Here is a 23,377-nt window from a genome sequence, read left to right as displayed (position 1 = left end):
CTCTGCCCCCGCGCCCCCGCATTGGTAGGGCTTCGCCCTGCTGTATTGGATTCAAGAGGCAAGGGGCTCTGCCCCCTGCACCCCCGTCCCCGGTGGCCAGGGTTGTTGGGCATGTTCGGGCGCGGGGTTGCGGTTGCTGGTCACGTGCAGGGCGCAGGGTTGGCGTCGTTGGGCACGCGCGCAGCGCGGGGCTGGGGCAGTTGTTCGGGTGTGGAGTGCGCGGTTGAGGTAGTTGAGCAAGCGCGGAGTGCAGGACTGGGGCTGCCGGTCATCTACAGCATGCGGGGTTAGATCTGCGCGTCAGACCTCAACAATCGCGCGAGTGACTAACCGGCCCGGATCGCGAAGCGATGTGGCACTCGCCCAGACACGGTCAGGGGTGCGAGCCCCCCCAGGCGAGCGCCCCTGGGCCGAGGCTGCAATAAAACACGTGTCCTCCTCTTTCTTCCGGGTACGTGGCGCACATGAGCAGCAAGTCGCGCCGTCGCCCCTCCAAGGCCGAGCTCGCCGAGCAGGTCGACGGCTCTCTGGAGCAGAACATGGCCCTGGCCGAGCAGGTCATCAAAGCCGCCCAGCAGGAGATGGCGGAGAAGGCACGGCAGCGCATCCCCGCCCTCCGGATGGGGGCGGTCGCGGGCACCCTCGGGGCGCTCGCGACCGCCGCCTCCTACCGCATGAACATGGCGCTGCTGGAGAAGAAGTTGCCGCCCGAGCTGGCCGCCATGGTCGCCGCCGCCGTCTACAGCGGTGGGGCCGGGGCCGCCGCGCTCGCCGCCATCCACAAGTGGCGGGGGCTGCCCGCGCCCCTGCCCACCGAGACCGCGCGGCAGGTCGTGGAGGTCATCGCCGACTCGAAAGACTGAGCCGTGGCGTGTTGGCGCGGATCAGTTCCTCCTCCAGGTAGCGGGCCGTCTCGCGGTGCCATTTCAGGATGCCCGCCATCCAGTCGCGCAGCTCCTCCACGTGGTCGTCCAGCGCCGCGCGGGCGCGGTCGTCCAGGTCCAGGTCGTCGCACAGCAGCGGCAGCGCCGTCGCGCTCAGGTGCTCGAACTCCCGCAGCCGCGCCGTCATCAGGTCGTTGACGATCGCGACCGCCTCCGTCCGCCCGCACGACAGGAACCGTTCGACGGCCAGCACTCCGTTGTGCGTCTCGCCCTCGAACTCGATCTCCTTCTGGTACGAGAACACGTCGTTGGTCAGGCAGGCGTAGTCCATTGCGGCGTTCTCGATCGCGAGCATGGTGTCGGAGTCGTAGACGGCGTCCGGGATCTCGCCCAGGTGCCCGATGCGCGTCAGGCTCATCGTCAGGTCGGAGCCGAACGTGCGCCGCCGCATCTCGATGTAGTCCACCGGGTCGGGCACCCGCTGCTGGATGTGGTTGTTCAGCTCCCACAACCAGCTCGTGGTCATCTTCTCCACCGCCGTCCGGAACAGGGCGCGGCCCTTGTCCGGCATCGGGCCCGCCGTGCGCCGCCACAGGTCGGCCAGGCCCGCTTCGACGGGGTTCAGCGGCGGTGGCGTCGGGCCGCAGTCCAGCGGCATGAACAGGGGGAGGCGCGCGTTGAACACCTTCGCCCCGGCCATATCGCGGTCCCGGAAGAAGATCGCCGGGAAGTAGTCGTCGCCGTAGGTGCCCCACGCCAGCCACTGCGCCGACAGGTCCAGTTCCTCGGCCGTCGCGTCGGGGTCGATGGACGCCGAGCAGATCTCGAACGCGTACCCCGCCAGGCCGCGCTCGTCCCACACCGGCTCCGGCATCCGCGCCACCGGCCCGAACATCCCCATCTCGTCGCACCACCGGATGCACGCCTGCCGCGCCCGCTCGCGGTGCGGGTTGACCCGCACCGGATACGGCATCGTGAAGTCGGGCAGCCGGGTCGGCCCGACGCGCCGGAACGGCACGTTCATGTTGCTCGCCACGACGTTGCGGCGCGCGGCGCGCAGCACCGTCGGCAGGTGCGCGGCGGCGGTGCCCAACCCCGTCGGCCCGCCCAGCGTGATCGCGCTGCGGTCGCCGCCCCCGTTCATGTAGCGGCTGGAGCGCATGTGCCACTCGTGGCCGCCCGACTGCCAGTCCTGGAGCCCCTTGACGTAGGCGGCGACGGCGGCCCGCTCGGGCGGGGTGAGGGCGTGCTCCTCCAGCAGCGGCGGCAGCTCGGTGAACACCGTGTTCTCGAACTGCCGCAGTCGCGAGGTGATCAGCTCGTTGACGGTGTCGGCGGCCTGCTGCGTGTCCGTGTTCAGGAACCGCTCCACGACGAGGACGCAGTTGTTGACCTCTCCCTCGCGCTCGGTCTCGCGCTGGTAGGAGAAGATGTCGTTGCGCAGGTGCACCCCGTCGGAGAACGTGTCGCGCAGCACCCGCAACGGCCGCGACTCCGCCACCCGGTCGGGCACCTCGGCGTTCGCCGCGTGCTCGACCAGCCCCGCCGACCAGGGCGCGCCGCCCACCTTGCGGCGCATCGACACGTACTCGATCGGGTTCGGGACGCGCCCGTCGTTGATGTTGTGCAGCTCCCAGATCGAGGAGTCCAGCAGGTCGACAGTGTAGCGCCGGAACCGCTCCGCCCAGCCGGGCGTCCGCGCTGGGACGGTGCGCTCCCACAGGTCGATCAGGCCGCGCTCGACCGCGTTGACCGGCTCGGGCGGCGTGCCCGACGGGCCCAGCGGCATGAACGCGCCCAGCCGGCCCAGGTACGCCTTGGCCCCCTCCAGGTCGCCGGTCTTCTTGTAGACCTCCAGGAAGTGGTCGTCGAAGTAGAACACCCACACGTACCAGTCGGTGACCAGGTCGAGCATGGGGCCGTCGCAGTCGGGGTGGGTGTAGGCGCACAGGAGGGCGTAGTCCATCGCCTCCAGCTCGGCCTCGTCCCAGATCTCGGGGGTGCCGGGGTCGCGGGTGTCGTCCACCATGCCCATGTCGCGGGCCCACTGGCGGGTGTGGACGCGGGCGCCTTCGAGGTGGGGGTTGATGCGGGCCGGGTGCGGGACGTAGAAGTCAGGCAGTGTGAACGGCTGCATAGGAACGCAACGTATCGCGGTCCTGTCATCACGGAGAGTTACTGTCTGCTGTCTCCAGGGCTCGTCCGTCCTGATCGGAGCCGGGTACGGCTCCGCTTGATCAAGCGTACAGAGAACACCACGAGATCCGTTCAACCTGCGGTTTCGGGGTAGGACCCCGATCATGGACAGCGCGAACACCCGGGGCGGCGCACCGCCGGTGCCCGTTTCGATCACCCTGACCGTGAACGGGCGCGAGCACCGGCTCGACATCGACACCCGCGCCTCCCTGCTGGACGTGCTGCGCGAGCGGCTCGGGCTGACCGGCGCCAAGAAGGGCTGCGACCACGGCCAGTGCGGGGCGTGCACGGTCCTGCTGGACGGCCGCCGCGCCAACTCCTGCCTCGCGCTGGCGGTCGCCAACGACGGCGCGGAGGTCACCACCGTCGAGGGGCTGGCGGAGGCGGCGGGAGCGGCGGGCGAGGGCGGGCTCAGCCCGATCCAGGAGGCGTTCGTGGAGCGCGACGCCCTCCAGTGCGGCTACTGCACCCCCGGCCAGCTCTGCTCGGCCACCGGGATGCTCGCCGAGGCCGCCGAGGGCTGGCCCAGCTTCGTCACCGAGGACCTGGCCGCCGAGCCGCCCGCCCTGGACGACGCCGAGATCCGCGAGCGCATGAGCGGCAACCTCTGCCGGTGCGGCGCGTACGTCAACATCGTCGCGGCGGTGCGGGAGGTGGGGGCGTGAGGCCGTTCACCTACGAGCGCGCGGACAGCGTGGACGACGCGGTCGCGCTGCACGGCGAGCAGACCCGCTACCTGGGCGGCGGCACCAACCTCGTGGACCTGATGCGCCTGGGCGTGGAACAGCCCGACCGGCTGGTCGACGTCACGCGGCTGCCCTACGACCAGATCACCGTCGCACCGGACGGCGGCCTGCTCATCGGCGCGACGGTGCGCAACAGCGACCTCGCGGTGAGCTGGAGCGTGCGCCAGACGCACCCGCTGCTGTCCCAGGCCGTCCTGGCCGGGGCGTCGGGGCAGATCCGCAACCAGGCCACGGTCGGGGGCAACCTGCTCCAGCGCACCCGCTGCTCCTACTTCCAGGACATCACCAAGCCGTGCAACAAGCGCGATCCCGGGAGCGGCTGCCCGGCCCGCAAGGGCGAGAACCACAACATGGCGATCTTCGGGCACTCCACGGCGTGCGTGGCGACCCACCCGTCCGACATGGCGGTGGCCCTGGCCGCGCTGGACGCCTCCGTGCACGTGCACAGCCGCGAGGGGAAGCGCGTCCTGCCTCTCAGCGACTTCTACCGCTTCCCCAAGGACGACCCGTCCCGCGACACCGTCCTGAAGCCGGGCGAGCTCATCACCGAGGTGGAGGTGCCCCCGCTCGGGATGCCGTCGAGCTACCGGAAGGTGCGCGAGCGCGCGTCGTTCGCGTTCGCGCTGGTCTCCATCGCCGGTGCCCTGAAGGTCGAGGACGGCGTCGTGCAGGACTGCCGCATCGCGCTGGGCGGTGTGGCGCACAAGCCGTGGCGGGCCCACCGCGCCGAGGAGATGTTGCGCGGCGTCGCCGCCACCAAGGAGAACTACCTGCGCGCCGCCGACGCCGAGCTGGAGTCCGCGCACCCGCTGCGCGAGAACGGCTACAAGATCCCGCTGGCCCGCAACCTGATCGTCCGCACCATGCTGAGCCTGGGGGAGGGAGCATGACGAGCCTGGAGCGCGTCGAGGCCCGCGACAAGGTCACCGGCCGGGCCCGGTACGCCTTCGAGTACCCGGTCGAGGGCGCGGCGTACCTGATGGGGGTGCAGGCCGCAGTCGGGCGCGCGGAGATCGCGTCGGTGGACCACGAGGCCGCGCTGGCGCTGCCGGGCGTGCTGGCCGTGCTGTCCTGCGAGAACGCGCCCGAGATAGCGGAGGTGGACGACCCGGAGCTGCTGGTCTTCCAGTCCCGCAAGGTGTCCTATCGGGGGCAGTTCGTGGCGGCCGTGGTCGCCGAGACGTGGGAGACCGCGCAGGAGGCGGCCCGGCTCGTCCGGATCACCTACGCCGACGAGCGGCGCCCTGACGTGCGGCTGAGCGCCGACCACCCGGGCCTCTACGAGCCCGAGGAGGCCAACGGGGGCTTCCCGGCGGTGTCGGAACTGGGCGATCCGGACGCGGCCTTCGCGACCGCCGCCGTCCAGATCGACGCGACGTACACGACCCCGGCCCAGCACAACAACCCGATGGAGCCGCACGCGACCGTCGCCGCCTGGGAGGGCGACGACCTGACGGTCTACGACTCCAACCAGGGCGCCTCCACCGTCCAGGGCACCCTGGCCAAGATCTTCAAGCTGGAGCCGGCGCAGGTCCGCGTGGTGTCCCCGCACGTGGGCGGCGGGTTCGGGTCGAAGGGCACGCCGCGTCCCAACGTCGTGCTGGCGGCCATGGCGGCGCGCGCGGCCGGGCGTCCGGTGAAGCTGGCGGTGACGCGGCAGCAGATGTTCGCGACGACCGGCTACCGGACGCCGACGATCCAGCGGGTGCGGCTCGGTGCCGACGCCGACGGGCGGCTGACGGCGATCCTGCACGAGGTCGTGTCGCAGAGCTCCACCCTCCGCGAGTTCGCCGAGCAGGCGGCCGTCCCGTCGCGCGTGATGTACCGGGCGTCCAACCGGCGCACCGCGCACCGGCTGACCCGCCTGGACGTGCCGACGCCGTCGTGGATGCGCGCGCCCGGCGAGACGCCCGGCATGTTCGCGCTGGAGTCGGCCATGGACGAGCTGGCGTACACGCTCGGCGTCGACCCGGTCGAGCTGCGGGTGCGCAACGAGCCCGAACGCGACCCGGAGCAGGACATCCCGTTCAGCTCCCGCAACCTGGTGGCCTGCCTGCGCAAGGGCGCGGAGCACTTCGGATGGGCCGACCGCGACCCGACGCCCGCGATCCGACGCCGGGGCCGCAAGCTGGTCGGCACCGGCGTCGCGGCGGCGACCTACCCGGCGAACCGGATGCCCAACAAGGCGACGGCGCGGGCCGACGCGGACGGCACCTTCACCATCCGGATCGCCGCCGCCGACATCGGCACCGGCTCCCGCACGGCGCTGACGCTGGTCGCGGCCGAGACGTTGAAGGCCGATCCGGCGCAGGTCACCGTCGAGCTGGGGGACAGCGCGCTGCCCAGGGCGTCCCTGGCGGGCGGCTCCACGGGCACGGCGAGCTGGAGCACCGCCGTGGTCCGCGCCTGCGAGGCGCTGTTGGACGAGCTGGACGGCGAGATCCCGCCGGAGGGCGTGGAGGCGACGGCCGACACCGCCGAGGAGATCAAGTCGGAGCCGGAGTACTCCCGCCACGCCTTCGGCGCGCACTTCGCCGAGGCGGAGGTGGACATCGACACCGGCGAGGTGCGCATCCCGCGCATGTTCGGCGTCTTCGCGGCGGGCCGCATCATCAGCCCGACGACGGCGCACTCGCAGTTCGTCGGCGGCATGGTGATGGGCATCGGCATGGCGCTGATGGAGCAGAGCGTCATGGACGCCGAGTTCGGCGACTACCTGACCCACGACCTGGCGCAGTACCACGTCCCGGCGTGCGCGGACGTCGCCGACGTGCAGGCGACGTGGATCGACGAGGAGGACCAGCACCTGAACCCGATGGGGGTCAAGGGCATCGGCGAGATCGGGATCGTGGGCGCGGCGGCGGCGGTGGCGAACGCGGTGCACCACGCGACGGGGGTTCGGGTGCGCGACCTGCCCATCACCCCGGCCCACCTGCTGCCGGACTTCTGACGGCGGACGGCCCGTCCCGCCGAGGCGGAACGGGCCGTCGCGTTGTTCAGTTCAAGCGCGCGGCCTGCTCTACCAGGACACGACGAACTTGCCGGTGTAGGCGATCTTCTCCCAGTTCTTGGCGCTGAGCTTGCGCTTGCCGTACGCGGGGTCCCAGATCAGGTAGGTCGACTGGTCCCAGCGGGTGGTGTCGTCGAAGCCGTAGATCACCACGTAGTGCGCGACGGCCTTGCCCGCCTTGGGGTACCAGCTCTTCTTGGCGAAGACGGTGAGGACCAGCGGGCCCTGGCCGCGGGCGTAGGAGTAGCGCGTCGCGTTCCAGAGGTTCGGGTTCTTGACGCTGCGGGTCGCCTTGTACTTGGTGCCCTTGGTCTTCCACGCCTTGTTGATGTAGTTGGTCATCTCGCGGCCCATGGCTATCGGCGACGTGAAGCCGATCTTGTCGGTGGCCATCTTCTTCGCGAGGGACGCCTGCGTGCCGCTGCCGACCGAGGCGTGGTAGCTCAGGGCGCTGGTGGCGGCGGCCGGGCCGCACCAGTTGCCCTTCTTCTGCTTCTGCCCCTTGATGTCCATGGTCTTCCAGTAGGCCGCCGCGGTGACCTCGTCGGACGGCGGCTCCCAGAGGATCTTCCAGTTCTGCTGGGCGGGGGCCGCCTGCGCCTGTGGGGCGGCGGCGGGGGCCTGCGGGGCGGCGAAGGCGGCTGACGGGGTGGCCGTCAGGACGCCTGCCGCCAGGAGCACGGAAGCCGTGCGTGCGGTTGCGCGTGCCATGGTCTCTCCAGGGCGATGGGGGGATGGGGCGTGGATCGGTCCAAGGAAGACTATGGTGATCTTCGCCTTCGGCCCGATAGGTGCGCTGGAACTAACTTCCCGGCCCGCGCCTGGTCCCTGGGACCTACCCGGTGGCGAACGCTTCGCCCGACTCCTGGTCCGCCGGGCCGCCCGGCCGTTATGTTGATCGTGAGGGTGCCGGGGCGCTGAGCGGGGGTCGGGCGGATGAGCGGGACGGGCGGCGTGCGCAACGAGGCCGGCGGCCGGGTGCGGACCCTGCTCCAGGCCGGCCGCGTCGACACCGTCGTCAACAACTACGGCGGCGCGCTCGACCGCGAGCGCGCCGCGCTGCACGCCATCCCGCCCAACATCTCCGACTTCACCGACCGCGTCCCCGAGCGCGCCCTGATCGACGCGGCGTTCGGCGCGCCCCGCGCCACCGGCCAGCCCGCCGTCGTCGTCCTGTCGGGCCTGGCGGGCACCGGCCGCCGCGCGGTCGCCGTCCGGTGGGCCCACGAGCGCGCCGACGGCTTCCCCGACGGCCGCCTCTACCTCGACTTCGCCGGTTCCGGCCGCGACACCGCCGCGCCCGCCGACCTGCTCGCCGAGCTCCTGCGCCAGACCGGCCTCCCCGACGAGGACGTCCCCGCCTCCTACGCGGCCCGCCACGCGCTGTGGCGCGACCGCACCGCCGGACGCCGGATGCTGGTGGTGCTGGCGAACGTCCGCATGGCCGCGCAGATCGAGCAGGTCCTCCCGCCCTCGCGCGAGGCCGCCGTCCTGGTCACCACCGACCACGACCTGCCCGCCGGACGCTACGGCGCGACGCGCGTCGCGGTGCGTCCCCTGGACCCCGACGCCGCCGAGGAGTTCCTGACCCGCCTGGTGGGCGGCGACCGGATAGCGGCCGAGCGCGCTGCCGCCGACGCGCTGCTGGAGTTGTGCGACGGCTGGCCCGAGGCGCTCCAGCTCGCCGGGGCGTGGTTGCGAAAGCGTCCCGGCCGCGAGGTCGCGGCGGCGGTGCGGCGACTCCTCGCCGCCGAGCACCAGGACAACGGAGGAGAGTGGCAGGTGAAGGCCGTCAGCGACGCCGCCTACGAGGCGCTGCCCGAACCGGCGCGGCGCGCCTACCGTCTGCTCGGCCTGCACCCGTCGTCGGGCGACCGGCCCGGCAGGGCGGCGGCCGGGCCCGGCGTCTCGTTCGTCCTGCCCGCGGCGGCCGCGCTCCTGGACGAGGACGAGGACACCACCGCCGACCTGCTGGAAACCCTCATCGACTGGGAGCTGCTCAGCGAGGAGAACGGCCGCTACCTGCTGCGCGACCGCGTCCGGCGGCACGCCCACCGGCAGGCGCAGCGCCTGCCGGAGGCCGAACGGGAGCAGGCCGTCCGCCGTACGGTCGAGTGGTACCTGCTGGCGTCGGCGGCCGCTGACCTGGCCGTCAACCCCTACCGCGAGACGTTCGGCGCGGTGTACCGGGTGACGCGCCCGGCGTTCGGCACCGGGAGCGAGGCCAAGAAGCGCGCGTTGAGCTGGCTGGCCATCGAGCACCGCAACGTGTGCGCGTGCGTGTACGCGGCGGCCGACCGGGGCTGGAACGACCTGGTGGTCCAGCTGTGCGAGGCGCAGTGGGGCCTGCAACTGTCGACGCGCCCCTACGAGACGCTGACCCCCGTCCTGGAACGCGGCCTGGCCGCCGCGCAGGCGCTCGACGACCCGCGCTGGGTGTTCCGCCTGGGCACCCAACTGGGCCGGGCCCGCTTCGAGACCGGCCGTTTCGCCGAGGCCCAGGAGCCGTTGCGCGCAGCGCGCGAAGCCGCCAAGGATAGGCCCCTGGACCTGGCGACCGCCCTGGAGTTCACCGGCCGTGCCCATCTCGACGCGGGCGAGTACGCCGAGGCCCGGCCCTACTTCGAGCAGGCGCGCGAGCTGGAGGAACGGCACGACCGTCCGCGCGGCGTCGCCATCAACCTGCACCACATCGCCCGGGCGTATCTGGGCCTGGGCGACGCCGACGCGGCCGTCACCGCGTGCAGGGAGGCCCACGAACGTTTCGGGCAGGTCCGCGACCGCGACGGCGAACCCCGGCCCGACCGCTACAACCAGGGCCGCGTCTCCACCACCCTGGGCAAGGCCCTGCTGGAGGCGGGACGCCGCGATGCGGGCACGCAGGCCCTGCTCCGCGCGCTGGAGATCATGCGGGGCGAGGGGCGCGCCTACCAGGCGGCCCAGATCCTGGAGGCGCTGTCGGTCGCGGTCCCCGAGCAGCGGGACGCCTACCGCGAGCAGGCGATCCAGGCCTACGACAGCGTGCGCAGCATCCAGGCCGACCGGCTGCGCGCCGAGGGCTAGAGCGCCGAGGGCTGGAAGCGCACCGTCACACGCCGGGAACCCAGCTCCAGCGTCAGGCGCTCGGGCAGCGCGCCTTCGTGGTCCAGCCAGGCCAGGACGGCGGACGCCGCGACGTCGGGCTCCGGCACCCGCGCCACCAAGCGGCGGCCGTCGCGCAGCCACAACCGTCCCGACGGCATCTCCACGATGATCCGGCAGACGGGATAGGCCGCGAACACCTCGTCCGGCACCAGCGGCGACGTCTGCCCGGGGGCGTCGCTCCGCCGCACCAGCACCTCCGCCGTCTCCCGCAGCCGCTGGTCGGTCTCGGTGTCGTCCACGACCAGGTGCGGGCCGGACAGCGCCCGCCCGCGCAGCTCGGCCACCGCCGCCGGGAAACGCTCCACCCGCACCGCGTCGCCGCGCACCCCGGCCGTCACGACCATCGCCGGAGCGTCGTACCCCCAGGCGACCGGCTCGGGCTCGGCCGGCGGGACGGGCACGGTCCGCGCCGGGCCCACCGGCTCGGGCAGCTTCATCAGCTGGTACATCAGCGCCCGCAGCAGCCGCGCCGCCTGCCCCCGCTCGGCGACGGCGAGGTCGGCCAGCCGCTCGCTGCGCGCCGGGTCGTGGACGGCGATGGCGGCCTCCACCTGGGGCCGCAGCGCCGCGTCGTGGTCGAAGTGGGGGACGGTCCGCGCCAACTCCGCCATCGGCGACGCCGGATCGATCTCGGCCCGGCCGTAGGCGGCCAGCGCCACCGGACGACCGAGCGCGGCGGCGTACAGCCCGACCGAGCCGTGGTCGCCCACCACGCAGTCGGCCGCCACCACCGCCGCCCGCCAGCCCTCGCGCGGCGGGATCAGCAGCAGGCCCGCGCGCCGCGCGTCGGCCAGCCAGGCGCGGACCTGCCAGGCCCCGTGCCCGTGCCAGAGGTTGGGGTGCACGACCGCCGCCACCCGGTACTCGTCGGCGGGCAGCTCGGCCAGCAGCCGCGCGGGCAGGTCGGGACGGTCCGCCAGCACCGACGCCGGGCCCCACGTGGACGACACCACCACCAGCCGCTGCCCGCGCGCCACGCCCAGCCGGTCGCGGAAACGCCCGCGCCACGGGAGGGCGGCCGTCATGCGGTCCAGGCACATGTCCCCGGCGACCGCCGCGACGGGCACGGCCTGCGGGCACGACGCCTTCAGCCGCCGCAACTGCTCGTCGTGCGACAACACCACCGCCGCCGGAACGACCCGGCCCTGCCGCAGCAGTTGGTCAGGGGCGAGCCCGTAGACCGCCTCCCCGCCCCGCCGATACTTGTTGTAGCCGATCCCGTGCGGCAGCAGGATCAAAGGCGCGCCGATCCGGTGCAGCTCCCCGCTGTGCCCGGCGGCCACCGCGAGATCGAATCCCTCCCGCGTGGCCTGCGGCCAGGCCAGGGTCCGGGTGCCGAGCGCGCCCAGGAAGTCGGCGACGCCCTCCCCGAAGGACGAACCGGGGATGTGCGTGAAGGCCGTCTCCAGCCGCGGATCGTTCTCGACGACGGTGAGGACGTCGGCCAGGCGCGTCAGCGCGGTCACCGAGTGCGCGGCGACCAGGATGCGGTGCATGCCGCCGCCACGCCCCCTCCGTCGATCGGCCCCCTCTGCGATCGCGTCACTCTACCCGGGCGGCAAAAGGTGATCCATCCGCCCGGAACGGGTATCGGGACAACGACTCGGGGGCGAGCCGTCCACCCCGAGGTGATCACGTGTACCGACAGGTCCTCGACCCCGTCGCCGGTTCCCTGGCCTGGAGCTCCCTGCTCGCCGCGCTGCCGCTGGCGGTGCTGTTCGTGCTGCTCGGCGCGGTGCGGATGCGGGCGTGGACGGCCTCGCTGATCGCGCTGGCCACCGCCGTCCTGGTCGCGGTCCTGGTCTACGGAATGCCCACCGGGCAGGCCCTGCTGGCGGCCTCGGAAGGGGCGGCGTTCGGGTTCTTCCCGATCCTCTGGATCGTGATCAACGCGATCTGGGTCTACAACATGACGGTGGCGACCGGGCACTTCGACGTGCTGCGCCGCTCGTTCGCCCGGGTCAGCGACGACCACCGGCTCCAGGCGATCCTGATCGCCTTCTCGTTCGGCGCGCTGATCGAGGCGCTGGCGGGCTTCGGGACGCCGGTCGCGGTCACCTCGGTCATGCTGATCGCGCTCGGCTTCGCGCCGCTCAAGGCGGCGGTGCTGGCGCTGACCGCCAACACCGCGCCGGTGGCGTTCGGCGCGATGGCGACCCCCGTGCTGACCCTGGGCAAGGTGACCGACCTCGACAGCGACACCCTGGGCGCGATGATCGGGCGGCAGACCCCGATCCTGGCGGTGTTCGTGCCGCTGGTCCTGGTGGTGATCGTGGACGGCCGGCGCGGGTTGCGCGAGTCCTGGCCCGCGGCGCTGGTCGCGGGGGCGGCGTTCGGCCTGGCGCAGTACACCACCGCGAACTTCCTGTCGGTGCCGCTGGCCGACGTCGTGGCGGCCCTGGCCTCGGCCGCCGCCGTGGTGGCCATGGTGCGGCTGCGTCCCGCGCCGCGCCCGGCACCCGTCGCGGGAGGCGCGGCGGACGAGCCGACGCCGGAGTTCGCAGCCCGAGCGTCCGGCCGCGACTCCCGAGCCGAGACGGCCCGCGCCTACGCGCCCTATGCGATCATCATCGCGGTCTTCGTCGTCTGCCAGATCGCTCAGGTCAAGGACCTGCTGGACCGCGCGACCCGAACGTTCGGCTGGCCGGGCCTGCACCTGACCGACCCGTCCGGCAAGCCGCTCGGCCTGGTGACCTTCACCCTGAACTACCTGACGACGCCCGGCACGCAGATGCTGGTCGCGGGCCTGCTCACGATGCTGGCGCTGCGCGTGGGCCCCGGCAGGGCCGTCCGCGCGTACGGGACGACGCTGGCCCAGCTCAAGTGGGCGATCGTGACGGTGATGGCGGTGCTGGCGCTGGCGTTCGTGATGAACGCGTCGGGCCAGACCATCACGCTGGGCACGTGGATGGCAGGGGCGGGGGCGGCGTTCGCGCTGCTGTCGCCGGTGCTGGGCTGGCTGGGGACGGCGGTGACGGGCTCGGACACCTCCTCCAACTCGCTGTTCGGCGCGCTCCAGATCACCGCCGCGGACAAAGCGGGCCTGTCGCCGGTGCTGATGGCGGCGAGCAACAGCTCGGGCGGGGTGCTGGGGAAGATGGTGTCGCCGCAGAACCTGGCGATCGTGGCGGCCGCCGTGGGCCTGGACGGCAAGGAGGGCGACGTGTTCCGCCGGGTGGTCGGCTGGAGCCTGGTGTTCCTGGCGGGGATGTGCCTGCTGTCGTGGTTGCAGTCGACCCCCGTCCTGTCCTGGATGGTTCCCTGACCCCTCCGCTTGCCGTGCCTATCGAATAACGATAGATTCACATCGTGATTCGATAGAAGGAGCGGTCATGGGAAAGCTGACGGCGCTGGTGGTGCGCCCCGTGCTGGCGGTGCTGCTGGCGGGCTCGGTGTTCGTGCAGACGGTGATGGTGTGGCTGCTGGCCGTCGACCTGAAAGAGGAGCTGGACCCGGCCAACGCGCACCTGCGCACCCCCATCCTGGCGATCGTGGTGTTGCTCATCGTCACGATCCAGGTGGTGCTGGTCTGCGTGTGGCGGCTGGTGACGCTGGTGCGCCGCGGAACGGTGTTCACCCGCGCGTCCTTCCGCAACGTGGACGTGGTGATCGGCGCTATCGTGGCGGCCGCGCTGCTGGTGTTCGCGCTGGCGGTCGTGCTGGCCCCGGGCGAGGCGGTGGCCCCGGGCGTGGTGCTGCTGCTGTGCGGCGCCGTGGTGGCGATCCTGGGCGTGGCACTGGTGGTGCTCGTCCTGCGGAAACTGCTGGCCCAGGCCGTCGCGCGCGAAGCGGAGGCGGCACGGATGCGGGCCGAGCTGGACGAGGTGATCTGATGCCCATCATCGTCGACATCGACGTGATGCTGGCCAAACGGAAGATGTCGGTGGGCGAACTGGCGGACCGCGTAGGAATCACCCCCGCGAACCTGGCAGTACTGAAGAACGGCCGAGCAAAAGCAGTACGCTTCGCGACCCTGGCGGCCCTGTGCGAAGCCCTGGCCTGCCAACCAGGCGATCTACTGCGCTGGGAAAAAGAACCCCCACCCGAGTAACCCGACCCCACTCACTCCACCTCAACGCTCTGAAGCAGCGCCCGAGAGAACACGACCCGGTACCGAGAAACAACCCCGTCCGGCGACCGGTAGGCAAGGCCATAGGAGCCATACGGAGGCCAGAGGTCGATCTCTTCCAGCGGACCGAAACGGTTCTCGGCCTCGGCCTTGGTCATCGCCCATGCACTCAACTGAGACGGCGCATCAACGCGCGGAACCCGGGCATCGACCGCCCGAACGAAGCGCTCATCCCAGACCATGCCGTCCGAGCGCCCGTACACCTCAAGATCGAACTCGCTCCAGAGACGAAGCGGAAAGGTACGGACCACGAACTCCCGCCCCGCTTCCGCACGACGTTCCTCACTCCGCGGCGGCCCGAGGATCTCGCTGATCAGGTTGAAGGCCGGCCGCAGAATGAAGTTCTCCTGCTCGACGCGCTGATACGCCCTCTCCATGACGTCCCGGCTCACACCAGCGCCCTCCAGCACCCGGCCAACCTGCTCAGCCGGAGCGTCCACCATCGTGCGCAGGATGAACAGCTCATAATCAAGCGCGGTCAACCGCTCGTCGCCTGCCATCACATCGGTCCCATCAATCCAGAAACTCGATTTCGAGCTTCTTGGTGTCCTGGTCGTACCAGCGGTGAGATCTGCGCAGGGTCATCTTGCCGTCCCGCGACACCACGAAGGTGTCGGGGACGGAAGGATGACCGGGGACCACGGCGATATCTCCGTTGGCCAGCTCTATCTGCCCGGCCTGTCCCCAGGTGCGTTGCGCCGCGTACATCGCAGCCTCTGCCGCCTCCCGTTGGGGCAGGCCCAGTTCGGTGACCCGTTGGACGATGTGGGCTCGCTGACCGGACTTGATTTGCTTCGCCTCGGCCCCGATCACCACGCCCGCGAGGCCCGCTCCATGCCGTTCATAAACGCCGGACAGGCCGCCTGCCGCGTCTGTGAGCTTTTGTAGATCCTCGGCAGGATAGTCGGCGTACTTGGCCTTGGGGGACGGCGCGGAGGAGGCGTCGCCGCCTGCGGCTTTGCGGTCTCCGGGGGCTGATGGGGTGTCGTTCTTGCTGGGGCCGGCCACCTTGATGTCGCCCTGCTCGGGGGGCTTTGTTGGGGTTTTGGAGGTCGGGGGTGGGGTCGGCTTTGATGTTTTGAGGCTGTCCGGCTTGATGGGGTGGCCTGTGCCGAGGAGGCCGTCAGTTGGTGGAGTGCCGGGGCGGGTGGGGTTGATCTTTCTGCCCAGGCTTTTCGCGCCGGAGCCGAATCGGGTCGCCGCGCCTGCGGCCGTGCCGCCGGTGATGACCGTCAGGATGATCCCCGGGCCCGCCTCTCCCAGGGCGCGGATCGGGTCGTGGGTCCATTCCTCCCAGTTGACCATCGCCTTGGCGAACGCCACGGGGTCCTGGACTCCCTGGTAGAGGCCCTTGAGTTGTCCGATCGGGCCGCGTTGCATCCATCCCTTCGGGGCCACGGCCAGGTACACCGGAGCCGTCCACGGGTTGGCGGCCAGGCCCGCGAGGCCGATGTCCTTGGCCCCGTTCAGGACGCCGGGCAGGTAGTGATGCAGGTAGCCCCGCCACGCGCCTTTCAGGGAGGGCTTCTCGGACCGGGGCCCTCCTGGTGTCACCGTCTTGATGGTGCAGATCGGCTGTGGTGTGGGTGGTTGGGCGTCGGCTTTGAGTAGTTCGGCGCGGCGGCGGTCCAGGTCCTGTTTCTGGTTGGTCAGCCAGTCGCCTGCGTGGCGGATCCTTGTGCCCGGTGCGGCGCTGAGGCCCAGGTTGGTGAGGGTCTGCGCGAGTGCGTGGCCTGCGTCTTGCCAGGATCGGCCCGCTTGGGTGAGTTCGGAGCCCAGGGAGTTCAGCAGTTCCGGGGAACCGGAACGGATGGCGTCGCTCTCGCGTGGCCTGCCGCGAGGTGGGCCGGGTATGTGGGGGTCGCTGATGCGCGGCGGCCCGCCTGCGGCTTGGGCCGCCAGCTTTTTCACCTGGTCGAACGCTTCGTAGAACCCGGCTCTGGCGGACTGGTGCCGTTCGGCCATTCCCGCGAAGAGGCGGTTGCCCGCGGGCCCCTCTAGGGCTCCGCTCGCCAGGATCGCGTATGCCTTCTGGAGCGCCGGGCCGTGTTGGTCGGCGAGCTGTTTGATCCGTTGCAGCTCTGCGGCCGCGCGCTCGGCTCGGGTCACGGCCTTGCCGCTCGTTCGGATCTCTTCGTATAGCGCGGCCGTCTCACGTCCGGACCCCCAACGTTGAGAAGGCGAAGGATCGGCGACCCGGTCAGAAGTAACGCAGAGTCAAGAGGCTCGTCAATGGCATGGCTTCCGGCTGGCGGGGACATAGGACGTCGGAGCAGGGCACATCGGGGCCGCCGTCTGCCGGAAGCGGTCATTCGGTGGACGGGGAGGTCGCCGCGGGCTATCAGAGGCCCAGTGGGGCGCCGTCCATCCAGTGGGCCAGGGCGTCGCGGTCGATGAGGAGCAGGTCGCCCTGTTCCTCCAGGGCCGGTTTGGTGAAGTAGGCGCTGGTTATCAGGACGCCCTGGTAGTCGCGGTAGAAGCCGTGTACTGCGCCGATCAGGTTGCGGACGCGGTCGGCGCCCACGTTCTTCTGTTGGCGTTTGCACTGCACCGCTATGCGTCGGCCGTCCGGCGTTGTTGCCGTTACGTCTATGCCTCGGTCGCCTGTTCGGCCTACCACTTGGACTGAGCGGTGGCCGTCGCGTTTCAGTAGGGACGCCACCAGTTCCTCGAACTCGGAGCCCGTCATGTCGTCCACCACGCTCAGGTGCGCCAGCGCCCGGACGCGTTCGGCCTCCCGCCGGTCCTGGTAGCGGGCCCAGCCCAGCGCGGCCGCGCCGATCCCCGCCACGACCAGCACCGCCAGCAGCCACGCCCAGTACGCCGCCACCAACCGGTACGCCAGGTAGGCCAGAAAGATCGAGGCGGCCCCGGCGGCCAGTGCCCCGACGGCCACCAGCGCCGGGTGCCACTCCCGACGCGCGGGCGGTTCCGGGGGAGAGGACGACGGGGCGGGTTCTGCCATGCGGGCCTCCGGGGTGCCGTTGCCAGCAGCATGGCACGTCACCCCGACGGTTCCGAGGGCCCACAATTTCCTCAGAAGTTTTTTCGCGGGGGACGTCGAGAACGTGTCAGCGGCTCCGACCCCTGATCGTCCAACGCCCGAGCACAGAGGAGTCGGTACCCATGAAGTACATGCTGTTGATCTACAACCGGCCCGGGTTCCTGGAGGAGCTGACCGAGGACGAGCGCACCGCCCTGTTCGGCGAGGTCGACGCCATCATGCGCGAGCTCACCGAGTCCGGCGAGCTGGTCGGCGGCCAGGCCCTCGCCGACCCCGCGCAGACCCGCACCGTCCGGCTGCGCGACGGCCTGCCCGCCGTCACCGACGGGCCCTTCCTGGAGTCCCGCGAGGTGTTCGCCGGGTACATCGCGGTGGACTGTGAAACTCCGGAGCGGGCCGCCGAGATCGCCGCGCGCTGGCCCGACGTCCGGTTCGGCGGCGCCATGGAGGTCCGGCCGATCATGGACGACGCCGGGACGGAGATGTGAGCACCGGCCCGTCCCCCGAGGACCTGCGCGCCCTCGCGCCGCGGGTCCTCGGGGCGCTGGCCCGGCGGCACGGCCAGTTCGACGCCTGCGAGGACGCCGTCCAGGAGGCCCTGCTCGCCGCCGCCACGCAGTGGCCCGCCGAGGGCGTGCCCGCCAACTCCTACGGCTGGCTCCTCACCGTCGCCACCCGGCGGCTCACCGACCAGTGGCGCAGCGAGAGCGCCCGCCGCGACCGGGAGGCCGCCGTCGCCGCCGAGGCCGAGCGCCTCGCCCCGGCCGTCGACGAGCGGCCCGCCGACGCCGACGACACCCTGACCCTGCTGTTCCTGTGCTGCCACCCCGCGCTGACGCCGTCCTCGCAGATCGCCCTGACGCTGCGCGCTGTGGGCGGCCTCACCACCGCCGAGATCGCCCGCGCCTTCCTGGTGCCCGAGGCGACGATGGCGCAGCGCATCAGCCGGGCCAAGCAGCGCATCAAGGCGTCCGGCGCGCGCTTCGAGCCGCCCCCGCCCGCCGAGCGCGACCGCCGCCTGGCCGCCGTCCTGCACGCCCTCTACCTGGTCTTCAACGAGGGGTACACCGCTTCCGGCGGCGCCGAACTGCACCGCGCCGAGCTGACCGCCGAGGCCCTGCGCCTCACCCGCGACCTGCACCGCCTGCTGCCCGGCGACGGCGAGGTCACCGGCCTGCTGGCGCTGATGCTGCTCACCGACGCCCGCCGCGCCGCCCGCACCGCGCCCGGCGGCGCGCTGGTGCCGCTGGCCGAGCAGGATCGCGGCCGCTGGGACCGCGCCGCCATCGACGAGGGCCTCGCGCTGATCGCCGACGCCCTCACCTGGTCGCCGCCCGGCCCCTACCAGCTCCAGGCCGCCATCGCCGCCGTGCACGCCGAGGCCCCGGACGCCGCCGCCACCGACTGGCCGCAGATCCTCGCCCTGTACCGGCTGCTGGCCCACCTGGCGCCCAACCCGATGGTCACCCTCAACCAGGCCGTCGCCGCCGCGATGGTCCATGGCCCCCAGGCCGGGCTGGACCTGCTGCGCCCGCTGGAGGAGGACGAGCGCACCGCCGGCCACCACCGCCTCGCCGCCGTCCGCGCCCACCTGCTCGAACGCGCCGGAGACCACGCCGCCGCGCGCGCCGCCTACCGCGAGGCGGCCCGCCGCACCACCAGCCTGCCCGAACGCCGCTATCTCGAAGCCAAAGCATCCGAAGGAACACGATGAACCTGAACGTCCCCGGCGCGACCCTCCACTACGAGACCCGCGGCACCGGCCCCGTCCTGCTCCTGATCTGCGGCGGCATCATGGACGCCGCCGGTTACTCCGCCCTGGCCGACCGTCTCGCCGACCGCTTCACCGTCGTCACCTACGACCGGCGCGGCAACTCGCGCAGCCCGCTGGCCGGTCCGGACGAGCCCCAGCGCATCGAGACGCACGCCGACGACGCCCACCGCCTCCTGTCCGTCGTCACCGACGAGCCCGCCCACGTCTTCGGCAACAGCTCCGGCGCCCTGATAGCGCTGGACCTGGCCGTCCGCCACCCCGGCCAGGTCCGCCGCGTCATCGCCCACGAGCCCCCGGCGTTCGAGCTGCTCCCCGACGCCGCGCACTGGCGCACGGTCGTCGAGCAGATCCGCGACGCCTACGCCACCGGCGGCGCGGGCGCGGCGATGCACGTCTTCGGCACGTCCATGGGCATGTCCGACGAGGAGCCGCAGGGCGAGCCCCACCCCGACGTGCTGGAGATGATGGGCCGCATGGAGAAGAACATGGACTTCTTCGCCGGCTACGAGGTCCCGTCGTTCAGCGGCTACACCCCTGACCTGGACGCCCTACGCGAGGCCCCGCTCGTGCTGGCCGCAGGCGAGACGTCCGGGGACGAGCCGCCCCACCGCGCGACCCTCGCGATCGCCGAGCGCCTGAACGTCGAGCCGGTCCTGCTCCCCGGCGGCCACGGCGGCTTCGGCACCCGCACCGACGCCTTCGCAGAACGCCTCGGTGGCCTCCTCACGCCGTAGCGCGCTTTTGCCCCATGCTGGTCTCGTGGACGACACACCGCCGTCCCTACGGGACTGCCGGGCGGCGGCCAAAGCCGTCCGGGAAGCCGAACGGGGCCGGGCCGCGCTGCGGAGCTTGCGCCCTCGCGGAAACGGCCTGCTGTACCGGTCGCGGCCCCCGGCCTGGTTGCTGCTCTATACGGCGGGGCGCAGCGGACGGCTCGTGTGGCGGGGACGCGACGCGTTCGCCGTGCTGCGCCCGCCGCTGCGCTCCCGGCGGGCCGGGGGAGCGGGCGTCCGGCTCCTGGAGGCCGCCGACCGCTGGTGGGACCTGCTGGTTCTGATGGTCCCGGCGGGCACGACCCTGGGCGTCGCCCTCGCCCTCGTCCTCGGCCTGTTCGCCGGAACGCCCGGCCGCTGGGCGGCGCTCGTGCTCGCGCTGCTGGTCATGGTGTACGTGGGCGTTCTGATCACCCTCTACACGGCGAGCAACCTGGTGTGGTTGCTACGCGGCCTGGAGGGCTGGCACGGCAAGGACCGCGAGACCAGGGAGGCTCTGGCCGGTCTCCTGACGGACAACTGGACGGTCGAGCTCTGGCACGGCCCCGGCGACGAAGCGATGGCCGCTGCCGTCACGGAACGTGCCGGGGGAGAGGCCAAGGTCGCCGTTCTCTGCGACGCGGTGCGGGTCACGAGCACGTCAGCGCTCTACGCCCTCCGCGCGCACGTGCTCTCTCGGCGGGTCGGCATTGAAGAGGTCCTCGTCCTCGGCACGGGACGGCCCCACCGCGAGGACCGCACTAACGCGGGCATGTCCGGAGGGCTGCTCCTGTTCGCGCTGGCCATCGCCGTCATCCTGCTCGTCCAGGCGGACATGGTCGCCGACGTCGAGCGCGCCGCGTGCTCCGGCTCGTGCGCGGGACGCCCGACCGGCTTCGGGCAGGCGCTGTCCTGGCTGCTGGAGGACCTGACGTGGGGCGGCTTCTCGCCCTACGAGGCGGCCACCGTCCGTGCCAACGTCTTCGGCATGCTCGACCGTGGACTGGTCCCAATGTTCCTGGGCTGTGCGCTGCTGGCCGCCCGCAGCCTCGCCCGCCGCGCCCGCGAGGCGAACGCGCGGGTCCGCGCGGGGTTGCTCGATGAACAGGACGTCGGTTCCGCGTCGCAGGTCAGGGCCGGTTTCCGCAATGACTTCCATGGCACCGTCCACGGTCCCGCCATCCAGGCCTACAACATCGAGATCCACATCCACGGCGACGAGCCGCCCCCCGACGACCGCTAAGCGGGCGGCCCCGGCAGCCGTTCCCGCGCCGCGCGGGCCGCCGCCACCACCGGCGGGTCGGGATGGTGGGCGATGATCGCGTCCAGCACCCCCGGGCCGCCCGGATGGTCGCAGTCGCCGAACAGCGCCACCAGCTTCGCCATCTTCGCCACGTCCTCGTGCACGTACCCCAGCCCGTGCAGCGACTCCGCGCTGGGCGGCTCCTTCTCGAAGTGCATCACCGCCAGGTCGATCAGCGCCCACACGTCGGCGTCCCGCCCCGCGCCGGGAGCCCGCTCCCGCTCCTCCTCCGGCAGCACGCCGCGCACCAGCGCCCCCAGCCGCGGATCGGCGGCCAGCTCGGCCAGCGCGCGGCGGCCCGCCGGGCCGAAGGTGTCGCCGAACGTCCCGGCCAGCAGGTCCAGCCCCGCGCGCCGGGCCGTCGGGCCGACCTCCGTCAGTGCCGCGCGGATCTCGGCGATGCCGCTCTCCACCGTGCGCTCGGCGACCCACCCGGCCGCCTCCTCCGGGATGAGCCCGACGGGGTAGGCGGTGAGCGCGCGCAGCAGCGTGGCCGCGTCGGCGCCCGCGTAGGAGCCGAGGACGGGGATCGTCTGCCCGCTCGCCTCCTGGAGCAGGGCGCGGCAGACGTAGCGGCCCAGCGGGGTGACGCCGATCCCGAACATGGCGTGCTCGACCAGCCCGGCGTTGGTCAGCGCGCCGATGTGCAGCTCGACGAGCGGCCGGGCCGACTCCACCGCCAGCGCGTCCAGCGGGATCCAGCCGTTGCGTGCGTACAGGCACACCAGCAGGTTGCCGGTCAGGGCCTCCTCGGCCGCCCGGCCCCGGCCCACGCCGCCCCACAGGTCGACCATGGTGATGAGGAAGCGCCGCCAGACCTCCAGCGCCTCGTCGGCGAGGGGGTCGTCGAGCGAGGCCGCGGCGGGGCCGGGCCACACCAGGCCGCGTCCGGCGTCGACGTGCAGCAGGCCGTGCTCGACCAGCGCGTCCCAGAACCGGCGCACCGCCTGCTCCAGCCCGGCCGCCCCGGAGGCGGCCGGACGCGCCCGGTCGCCCAGATGGTCGAGCAGGCCGGCGAAGCCGTCGGGCGGCAGGCCGCCGTCCGGCCCGACCTCGCGGCCGGGGCGCACCCACCCGACCAGCGCCCGCACCATCGCGTGCAGCTCGGTCCGGCGGGCGGCCAGGAGCAGTTCGGCGGGCGAGGCGAGCCGCACCGGCGGCAGGGGGCGCGGTCCGGCGGGCGGGTCGCCGTCGGGGAAGTCCCGCCGGGGCTCGCCCTGCTCGATGGCACGTTCGACCAACAGCTCATGAAGACCGTGATGGGGGGTCACAAATCACTGAGTGTAGTTCATTGGCCACGCAAAAGGACGTCTTTCGTGAAAGCCGTGGCGGCCCGATTCCGGTGCCGGGAAGGATCATCGGCGCTACGCTGCTGCCATCCATGATCAACCCTGCCCCCCCCGGGAAGTGCTCTCGATGACCGACGCCCCGCCTCCTGTGGACCTGCGCACCGACGAGCCGCACCCCGCCCGGGTGTACGACTTCTACCTCGGCGGCAAGGACCATTTCGGCGCCGACCGGGAGTTCGGCCAGCAGGTGCTGAACATCTGCCCGCAACTGCGGCCGCTGGCCCAGGCCAACCGCAGGTTCCTGGCACGTTCCGTCGGCCTGCTGACCCGCGAGCACGGGGTCCGGCAGTTCCTCGACCTCGGCACCGGGCTGCCGACCTCGCCCAACCTGCACGAGGTCGCCCAGAGCGTCGCCCCCGAATCCCGTGTGGTGTACGTCGACAACGACCCGATCGTGCTCGCCCACGCCCGCGCGCTGCTGACCAGCCGCCCGGAGGGCGCCACCGACTACATCGACTCCGACGTGGTCGACATCGACCGCATCCTGGAGCAGGCGACCCGGACGCTGGACTTCGACCGCCCCGTCGCCGTCAGCGCGCTGGCCCTGTTCCACTTCCTGCCCGACCCCAAGCCCGCCGAGCTGCTGGCGCGGCTGCGCGACCGGCTCGCGCCCGGCAGCTTCCTGACGATCAGCCACGTGCTCCCGGCGCTGCGGGAGGTCGCCGCGGCCTACCAGGGGACGATGGGGCTGGGCACGCTGCGCGACCGGGACGAGATCACCGCGCTGTTCGGCGACTTCGAGATCATCGAGCCGGGCCTGGTCGAGCCGTACCGCTGGCGGCCCGAACTGGAGCCCGCCGAGCAGGGGCCCGCCGACGAGATCGCCGACCTCGGGGTGTGCGCGGTCGCCCGCAAACCGGGGGAGTGAAAGGAAGGCGCCCGGCCCGCCGGGCGCCTTTTCCGCCGGGAAAGGGCCGGGAAATGGTGACGGGCATTCGCGTCGTGCTCGCGAATGCCCATCGTTGCGGTGCGCCGTCAGGGACTTGAACCCCGAACCCGCGGATTAAGAGTCCGCTGCTCTGCCAATTGAGCTAACGGCGCCTGTCACCTTGACCCCGGTGACGAGGGTGGCCACGTGGTGGCGGG

The 23,377-nt window shown here is 72.2% G+C and carries 20 protein-coding genes and 1 tRNA gene; 13 read left to right on the top strand and 8 right to left on the bottom strand.

The window, feature by feature from the left end:
* Window positions 1-464: 464 nt before the first annotated feature.
* Window positions 465-863 carry a phage holin family protein gene (locus tag AH6_RS32875; protein ID WP_067487993.1) on the top strand — a complete coding sequence of 133 codons (399 nt, stop codon included), beginning with the start codon at window positions 465-467 and terminating at the stop codon, window positions 861-863.
* Here the strand turns inward: AH6_RS32875 and AH6_RS32870 are convergent.
* Entirely contained in the window at window positions 841-3,021 is a 2,181-nt protein-coding gene (locus AH6_RS32870; protein ID WP_067487991.1) for a terpene synthase family protein, read from the bottom strand. The genes AH6_RS32875 and AH6_RS32870 overlap by 23 nt on opposite strands.
* 163 nt (window positions 3,022-3,184) lie before the next feature.
* Between AH6_RS32870 and AH6_RS32865 the strand changes: the two genes are divergently transcribed.
* Genes AH6_RS32865 through AH6_RS32855 form a run of 3 tightly spaced genes read left to right on the top strand, consistent with a single transcriptional unit; the run spans window position 3,185 to window position 6,776 of the window.
* Complete coding sequence (locus tag AH6_RS32865) at window positions 3,185-3,745, top strand: (2Fe-2S)-binding protein (RefSeq protein ID WP_067487989.1); 561 nt, start codon at window positions 3,185-3,187, stop codon at window positions 3,743-3,745.
* Window positions 3,742-4,716, top strand: coding sequence for an FAD binding domain-containing protein (locus AH6_RS32860; RefSeq protein ID WP_067487988.1), 975 nt, complete (start codon window positions 3,742-3,744; stop codon window positions 4,714-4,716). The genes AH6_RS32865 and AH6_RS32860 overlap by 4 nt, the downstream gene beginning before the upstream one ends.
* Window positions 4,713-6,776 carry a xanthine dehydrogenase family protein molybdopterin-binding subunit gene (locus AH6_RS32855; protein WP_067487986.1) on the top strand — a complete coding sequence of 688 codons (2,064 nt, stop codon included), beginning with the start codon at window positions 4,713-4,715 and terminating at the stop codon, window positions 6,774-6,776. The genes AH6_RS32860 and AH6_RS32855 overlap by 4 nt, the downstream gene beginning before the upstream one ends.
* Window positions 6,777-6,845: 69 nt before the next feature.
* On the opposite strand, the gene AH6_RS32850 is transcribed toward AH6_RS32855, so the two are convergent.
* Window positions 6,846-7,547, bottom strand: coding sequence for a C39 family peptidase (locus AH6_RS32850; protein WP_067487984.1), 702 nt, complete (start codon window positions 7,545-7,547; stop codon window positions 6,846-6,848).
* A 225-nt stretch (window positions 7,548-7,772) separates the two neighbouring features.
* On the opposite strand from AH6_RS32850, the gene AH6_RS32845 reads away from it, so the two are divergent.
* On the top strand, window positions 7,773-9,899 hold the full coding sequence (locus AH6_RS32845; protein ID WP_067487983.1) for a hypothetical protein: 2,127 nt from the start codon (window positions 7,773-7,775) through the stop codon (window positions 9,897-9,899).
* On the opposite strand, the gene AH6_RS32840 is transcribed toward AH6_RS32845, so the two are convergent.
* Window positions 9,896-11,476, bottom strand: coding sequence for a hypothetical protein (locus AH6_RS32840; RefSeq protein WP_067487980.1), 1,581 nt, complete (start codon window positions 11,474-11,476; stop codon window positions 9,896-9,898). The genes AH6_RS32845 and AH6_RS32840 overlap by 4 nt on opposite strands.
* Window positions 11,477-11,616: 140 nt before the next feature.
* Here AH6_RS32840 and AH6_RS32835 point away from each other — a divergent pair, with 140 nt between their 5' ends.
* The 3 genes from AH6_RS32835 (at window position 11,617) to AH6_RS43020 (ending at window position 14,031) form a co-directional block, all read left to right on the top strand.
* Window positions 11,617-13,245 carry an L-lactate permease gene (locus tag AH6_RS32835; RefSeq protein WP_067487978.1) on the top strand — a complete coding sequence of 543 codons (1,629 nt, stop codon included), beginning with the start codon at window positions 11,617-11,619 and terminating at the stop codon, window positions 13,243-13,245.
* Between the two features lie 67 nt (window positions 13,246-13,312).
* On the top strand, window positions 13,313-13,813 hold the full coding sequence (locus AH6_RS32830; RefSeq protein WP_067487975.1) for a DUF2975 domain-containing protein: 501 nt from the start codon (window positions 13,313-13,315) through the stop codon (window positions 13,811-13,813).
* The gene (locus tag AH6_RS43020) at window positions 13,813-14,031 is read left to right on the top strand and encodes a helix-turn-helix domain-containing protein (RefSeq protein ID WP_083983714.1); all 219 of its coding nucleotides are present in this window, start codon (window positions 13,813-13,815) and stop codon (window positions 14,029-14,031) included. The genes AH6_RS32830 and AH6_RS43020 overlap by 1 nt, the downstream gene beginning before the upstream one ends.
* A gap of 11 nt (window positions 14,032-14,042) precedes the next feature.
* Here the strand turns inward: AH6_RS43020 and AH6_RS32825 are convergent, their stop codons facing one another.
* The 3 genes from AH6_RS32825 to AH6_RS32815 all read right to left on the bottom strand — a co-directional run bounded on the left by AH6_RS32825 (window position 14,043) and on the right by AH6_RS32815 (window position 17,074).
* Window positions 14,043-14,609 (bottom strand): hypothetical protein, encoded by a 567-nt coding sequence (locus AH6_RS32825; RefSeq protein ID WP_157431875.1) that lies wholly within the window; start codon window positions 14,607-14,609, stop codon window positions 14,043-14,045.
* A gap of 13 nt (window positions 14,610-14,622) precedes the next feature.
* Window positions 14,623-16,218, bottom strand: coding sequence for a hypothetical protein (locus tag AH6_RS32820; RefSeq protein WP_067487972.1), 1,596 nt, complete (start codon window positions 16,216-16,218; stop codon window positions 14,623-14,625).
* A 232-nt stretch (window positions 16,219-16,450) separates the two neighbouring features.
* Complete coding sequence (locus AH6_RS32815; RefSeq protein WP_157431874.1) at window positions 16,451-17,074, bottom strand: restriction endonuclease; 624 nt, start codon at window positions 17,072-17,074, stop codon at window positions 16,451-16,453.
* A gap of 161 nt (window positions 17,075-17,235) precedes the next feature.
* Between AH6_RS32815 and AH6_RS32810 the strand changes: the two genes are divergently transcribed.
* Genes AH6_RS32810 through AH6_RS32795 form a run of 4 tightly spaced genes read left to right on the top strand, consistent with a single transcriptional unit; the run spans window position 17,236 to window position 20,882 of the window.
* On the top strand, window positions 17,236-17,601 hold the full coding sequence (locus AH6_RS32810; RefSeq protein WP_067487970.1) for a YciI family protein: 366 nt from the start codon (window positions 17,236-17,238) through the stop codon (window positions 17,599-17,601).
* On the top strand, window positions 17,598-18,827 hold the full coding sequence (locus AH6_RS32805) for an RNA polymerase sigma factor (protein WP_067487968.1): 1,230 nt from the start codon (window positions 17,598-17,600) through the stop codon (window positions 18,825-18,827). The genes AH6_RS32810 and AH6_RS32805 overlap by 4 nt, the downstream gene beginning before the upstream one ends.
* A complete protein-coding gene (locus tag AH6_RS32800) occupies window positions 18,824-19,621 on the top strand; it encodes an alpha/beta hydrolase (RefSeq protein WP_067487967.1) in 798 nt (265 codons plus the stop codon). The genes AH6_RS32805 and AH6_RS32800 overlap by 4 nt, the downstream gene beginning before the upstream one ends.
* A gap of 25 nt (window positions 19,622-19,646) precedes the next feature.
* Entirely contained in the window at window positions 19,647-20,882 is a 1,236-nt protein-coding gene (locus AH6_RS32795) for a hypothetical protein (protein WP_157431873.1), read from the top strand.
* Here AH6_RS32795 and AH6_RS32790 read toward each other — a convergent pair.
* Complete coding sequence (locus tag AH6_RS32790; RefSeq protein ID WP_067487963.1) at window positions 20,879-22,183, bottom strand: hypothetical protein; 1,305 nt, start codon at window positions 22,181-22,183, stop codon at window positions 20,879-20,881. The two genes, AH6_RS32795 and AH6_RS32790, sit on opposite strands and share 4 nt — an antisense overlap.
* Before the next feature lie 175 nt (window positions 22,184-22,358).
* Between AH6_RS32790 and AH6_RS32785 the strand changes: the two genes are divergently transcribed.
* Window positions 22,359-23,159 (top strand): SAM-dependent methyltransferase, encoded by an 801-nt coding sequence (locus AH6_RS32785; RefSeq protein ID WP_067487961.1) that lies wholly within the window; start codon window positions 22,359-22,361, stop codon window positions 23,157-23,159.
* Window positions 23,160-23,259: 100 nt separating this feature from the next.
* Here AH6_RS32785 and AH6_RS32780 read toward each other — a convergent pair.
* Window positions 23,260-23,332: transfer RNA gene (locus AH6_RS32780), tRNA-Lys, on the bottom strand.
* Window positions 23,333-23,377 lie beyond the last annotated feature (45 nt).

Source organism: Actinomadura hibisca NBRC 15177 (assembly GCF_001552635.1).
GTDB lineage: Bacteria > Actinomycetota > Actinomycetes > Streptosporangiales > Streptosporangiaceae > Spirillospora > Spirillospora hibisca.
The sequence above is the reverse complement of the archived record's forward strand: the minus strand, read 5'-3'. Positions and strand labels throughout refer to the sequence as shown.

Excerpts from the sequence above, each read along its gene's own strand:
- AH6_RS32875 (WP_067487993.1), top strand. The coding sequence starts at position 465 with ATGAGCAGCAAGTCGCGCCGTCGCCCCTCCAAGGCCGAGCTCGCCGAG.
- AH6_RS32870 (WP_067487991.1), bottom strand. The coding sequence starts at position 3,021 with ATGCAGCCGTTCACACTGCCTGACTTCTACGTCCCGCACCCGGCCCGC.
- AH6_RS32865 (WP_067487989.1), top strand. The coding sequence starts at position 3,185 with ATGGACAGCGCGAACACCCGGGGCGGCGCACCGCCGGTGCCCGTTTCG.
- AH6_RS32855 (WP_067487986.1), top strand. The coding sequence starts at position 4,713 with ATGACGAGCCTGGAGCGCGTCGAGGCCCGCGACAAGGTCACCGGCCGG.
- AH6_RS32850 (WP_067487984.1), bottom strand. The coding sequence starts at position 7,547 with ATGGCACGCGCAACCGCACGCACGGCTTCCGTGCTCCTGGCGGCAGGC.
- AH6_RS32845 (WP_067487983.1), top strand. The coding sequence starts at position 7,773 with ATGAGCGGGACGGGCGGCGTGCGCAACGAGGCCGGCGGCCGGGTGCGG.
- AH6_RS32840 (WP_067487980.1), bottom strand. The coding sequence starts at position 11,476 with ATGCACCGCATCCTGGTCGCCGCGCACTCGGTGACCGCGCTGACGCGC.
- AH6_RS32830 (WP_067487975.1), top strand. The coding sequence starts at position 13,313 with ATGGGAAAGCTGACGGCGCTGGTGGTGCGCCCCGTGCTGGCGGTGCTG.
- AH6_RS43020 (WP_083983714.1), top strand. The coding sequence starts at position 13,813 with ATGCCCATCATCGTCGACATCGACGTGATGCTGGCCAAACGGAAGATG.
- AH6_RS32825 (WP_157431875.1), bottom strand. The coding sequence starts at position 14,609 with ATGGCAGGCGACGAGCGGTTGACCGCGCTTGATTATGAGCTGTTCATC.
- AH6_RS32815 (WP_157431874.1), bottom strand. The coding sequence starts at position 17,074 with ATGGCAGAACCCGCCCCGTCGTCCTCTCCCCCGGAACCGCCCGCGCGT.
- AH6_RS32810 (WP_067487970.1), top strand. The coding sequence starts at position 17,236 with ATGAAGTACATGCTGTTGATCTACAACCGGCCCGGGTTCCTGGAGGAG.
- AH6_RS32800 (WP_067487967.1), top strand. The coding sequence starts at position 18,824 with ATGAACCTGAACGTCCCCGGCGCGACCCTCCACTACGAGACCCGCGGC.
- AH6_RS32785 (WP_067487961.1), top strand. The coding sequence starts at position 22,359 with ATGACCGACGCCCCGCCTCCTGTGGACCTGCGCACCGACGAGCCGCAC.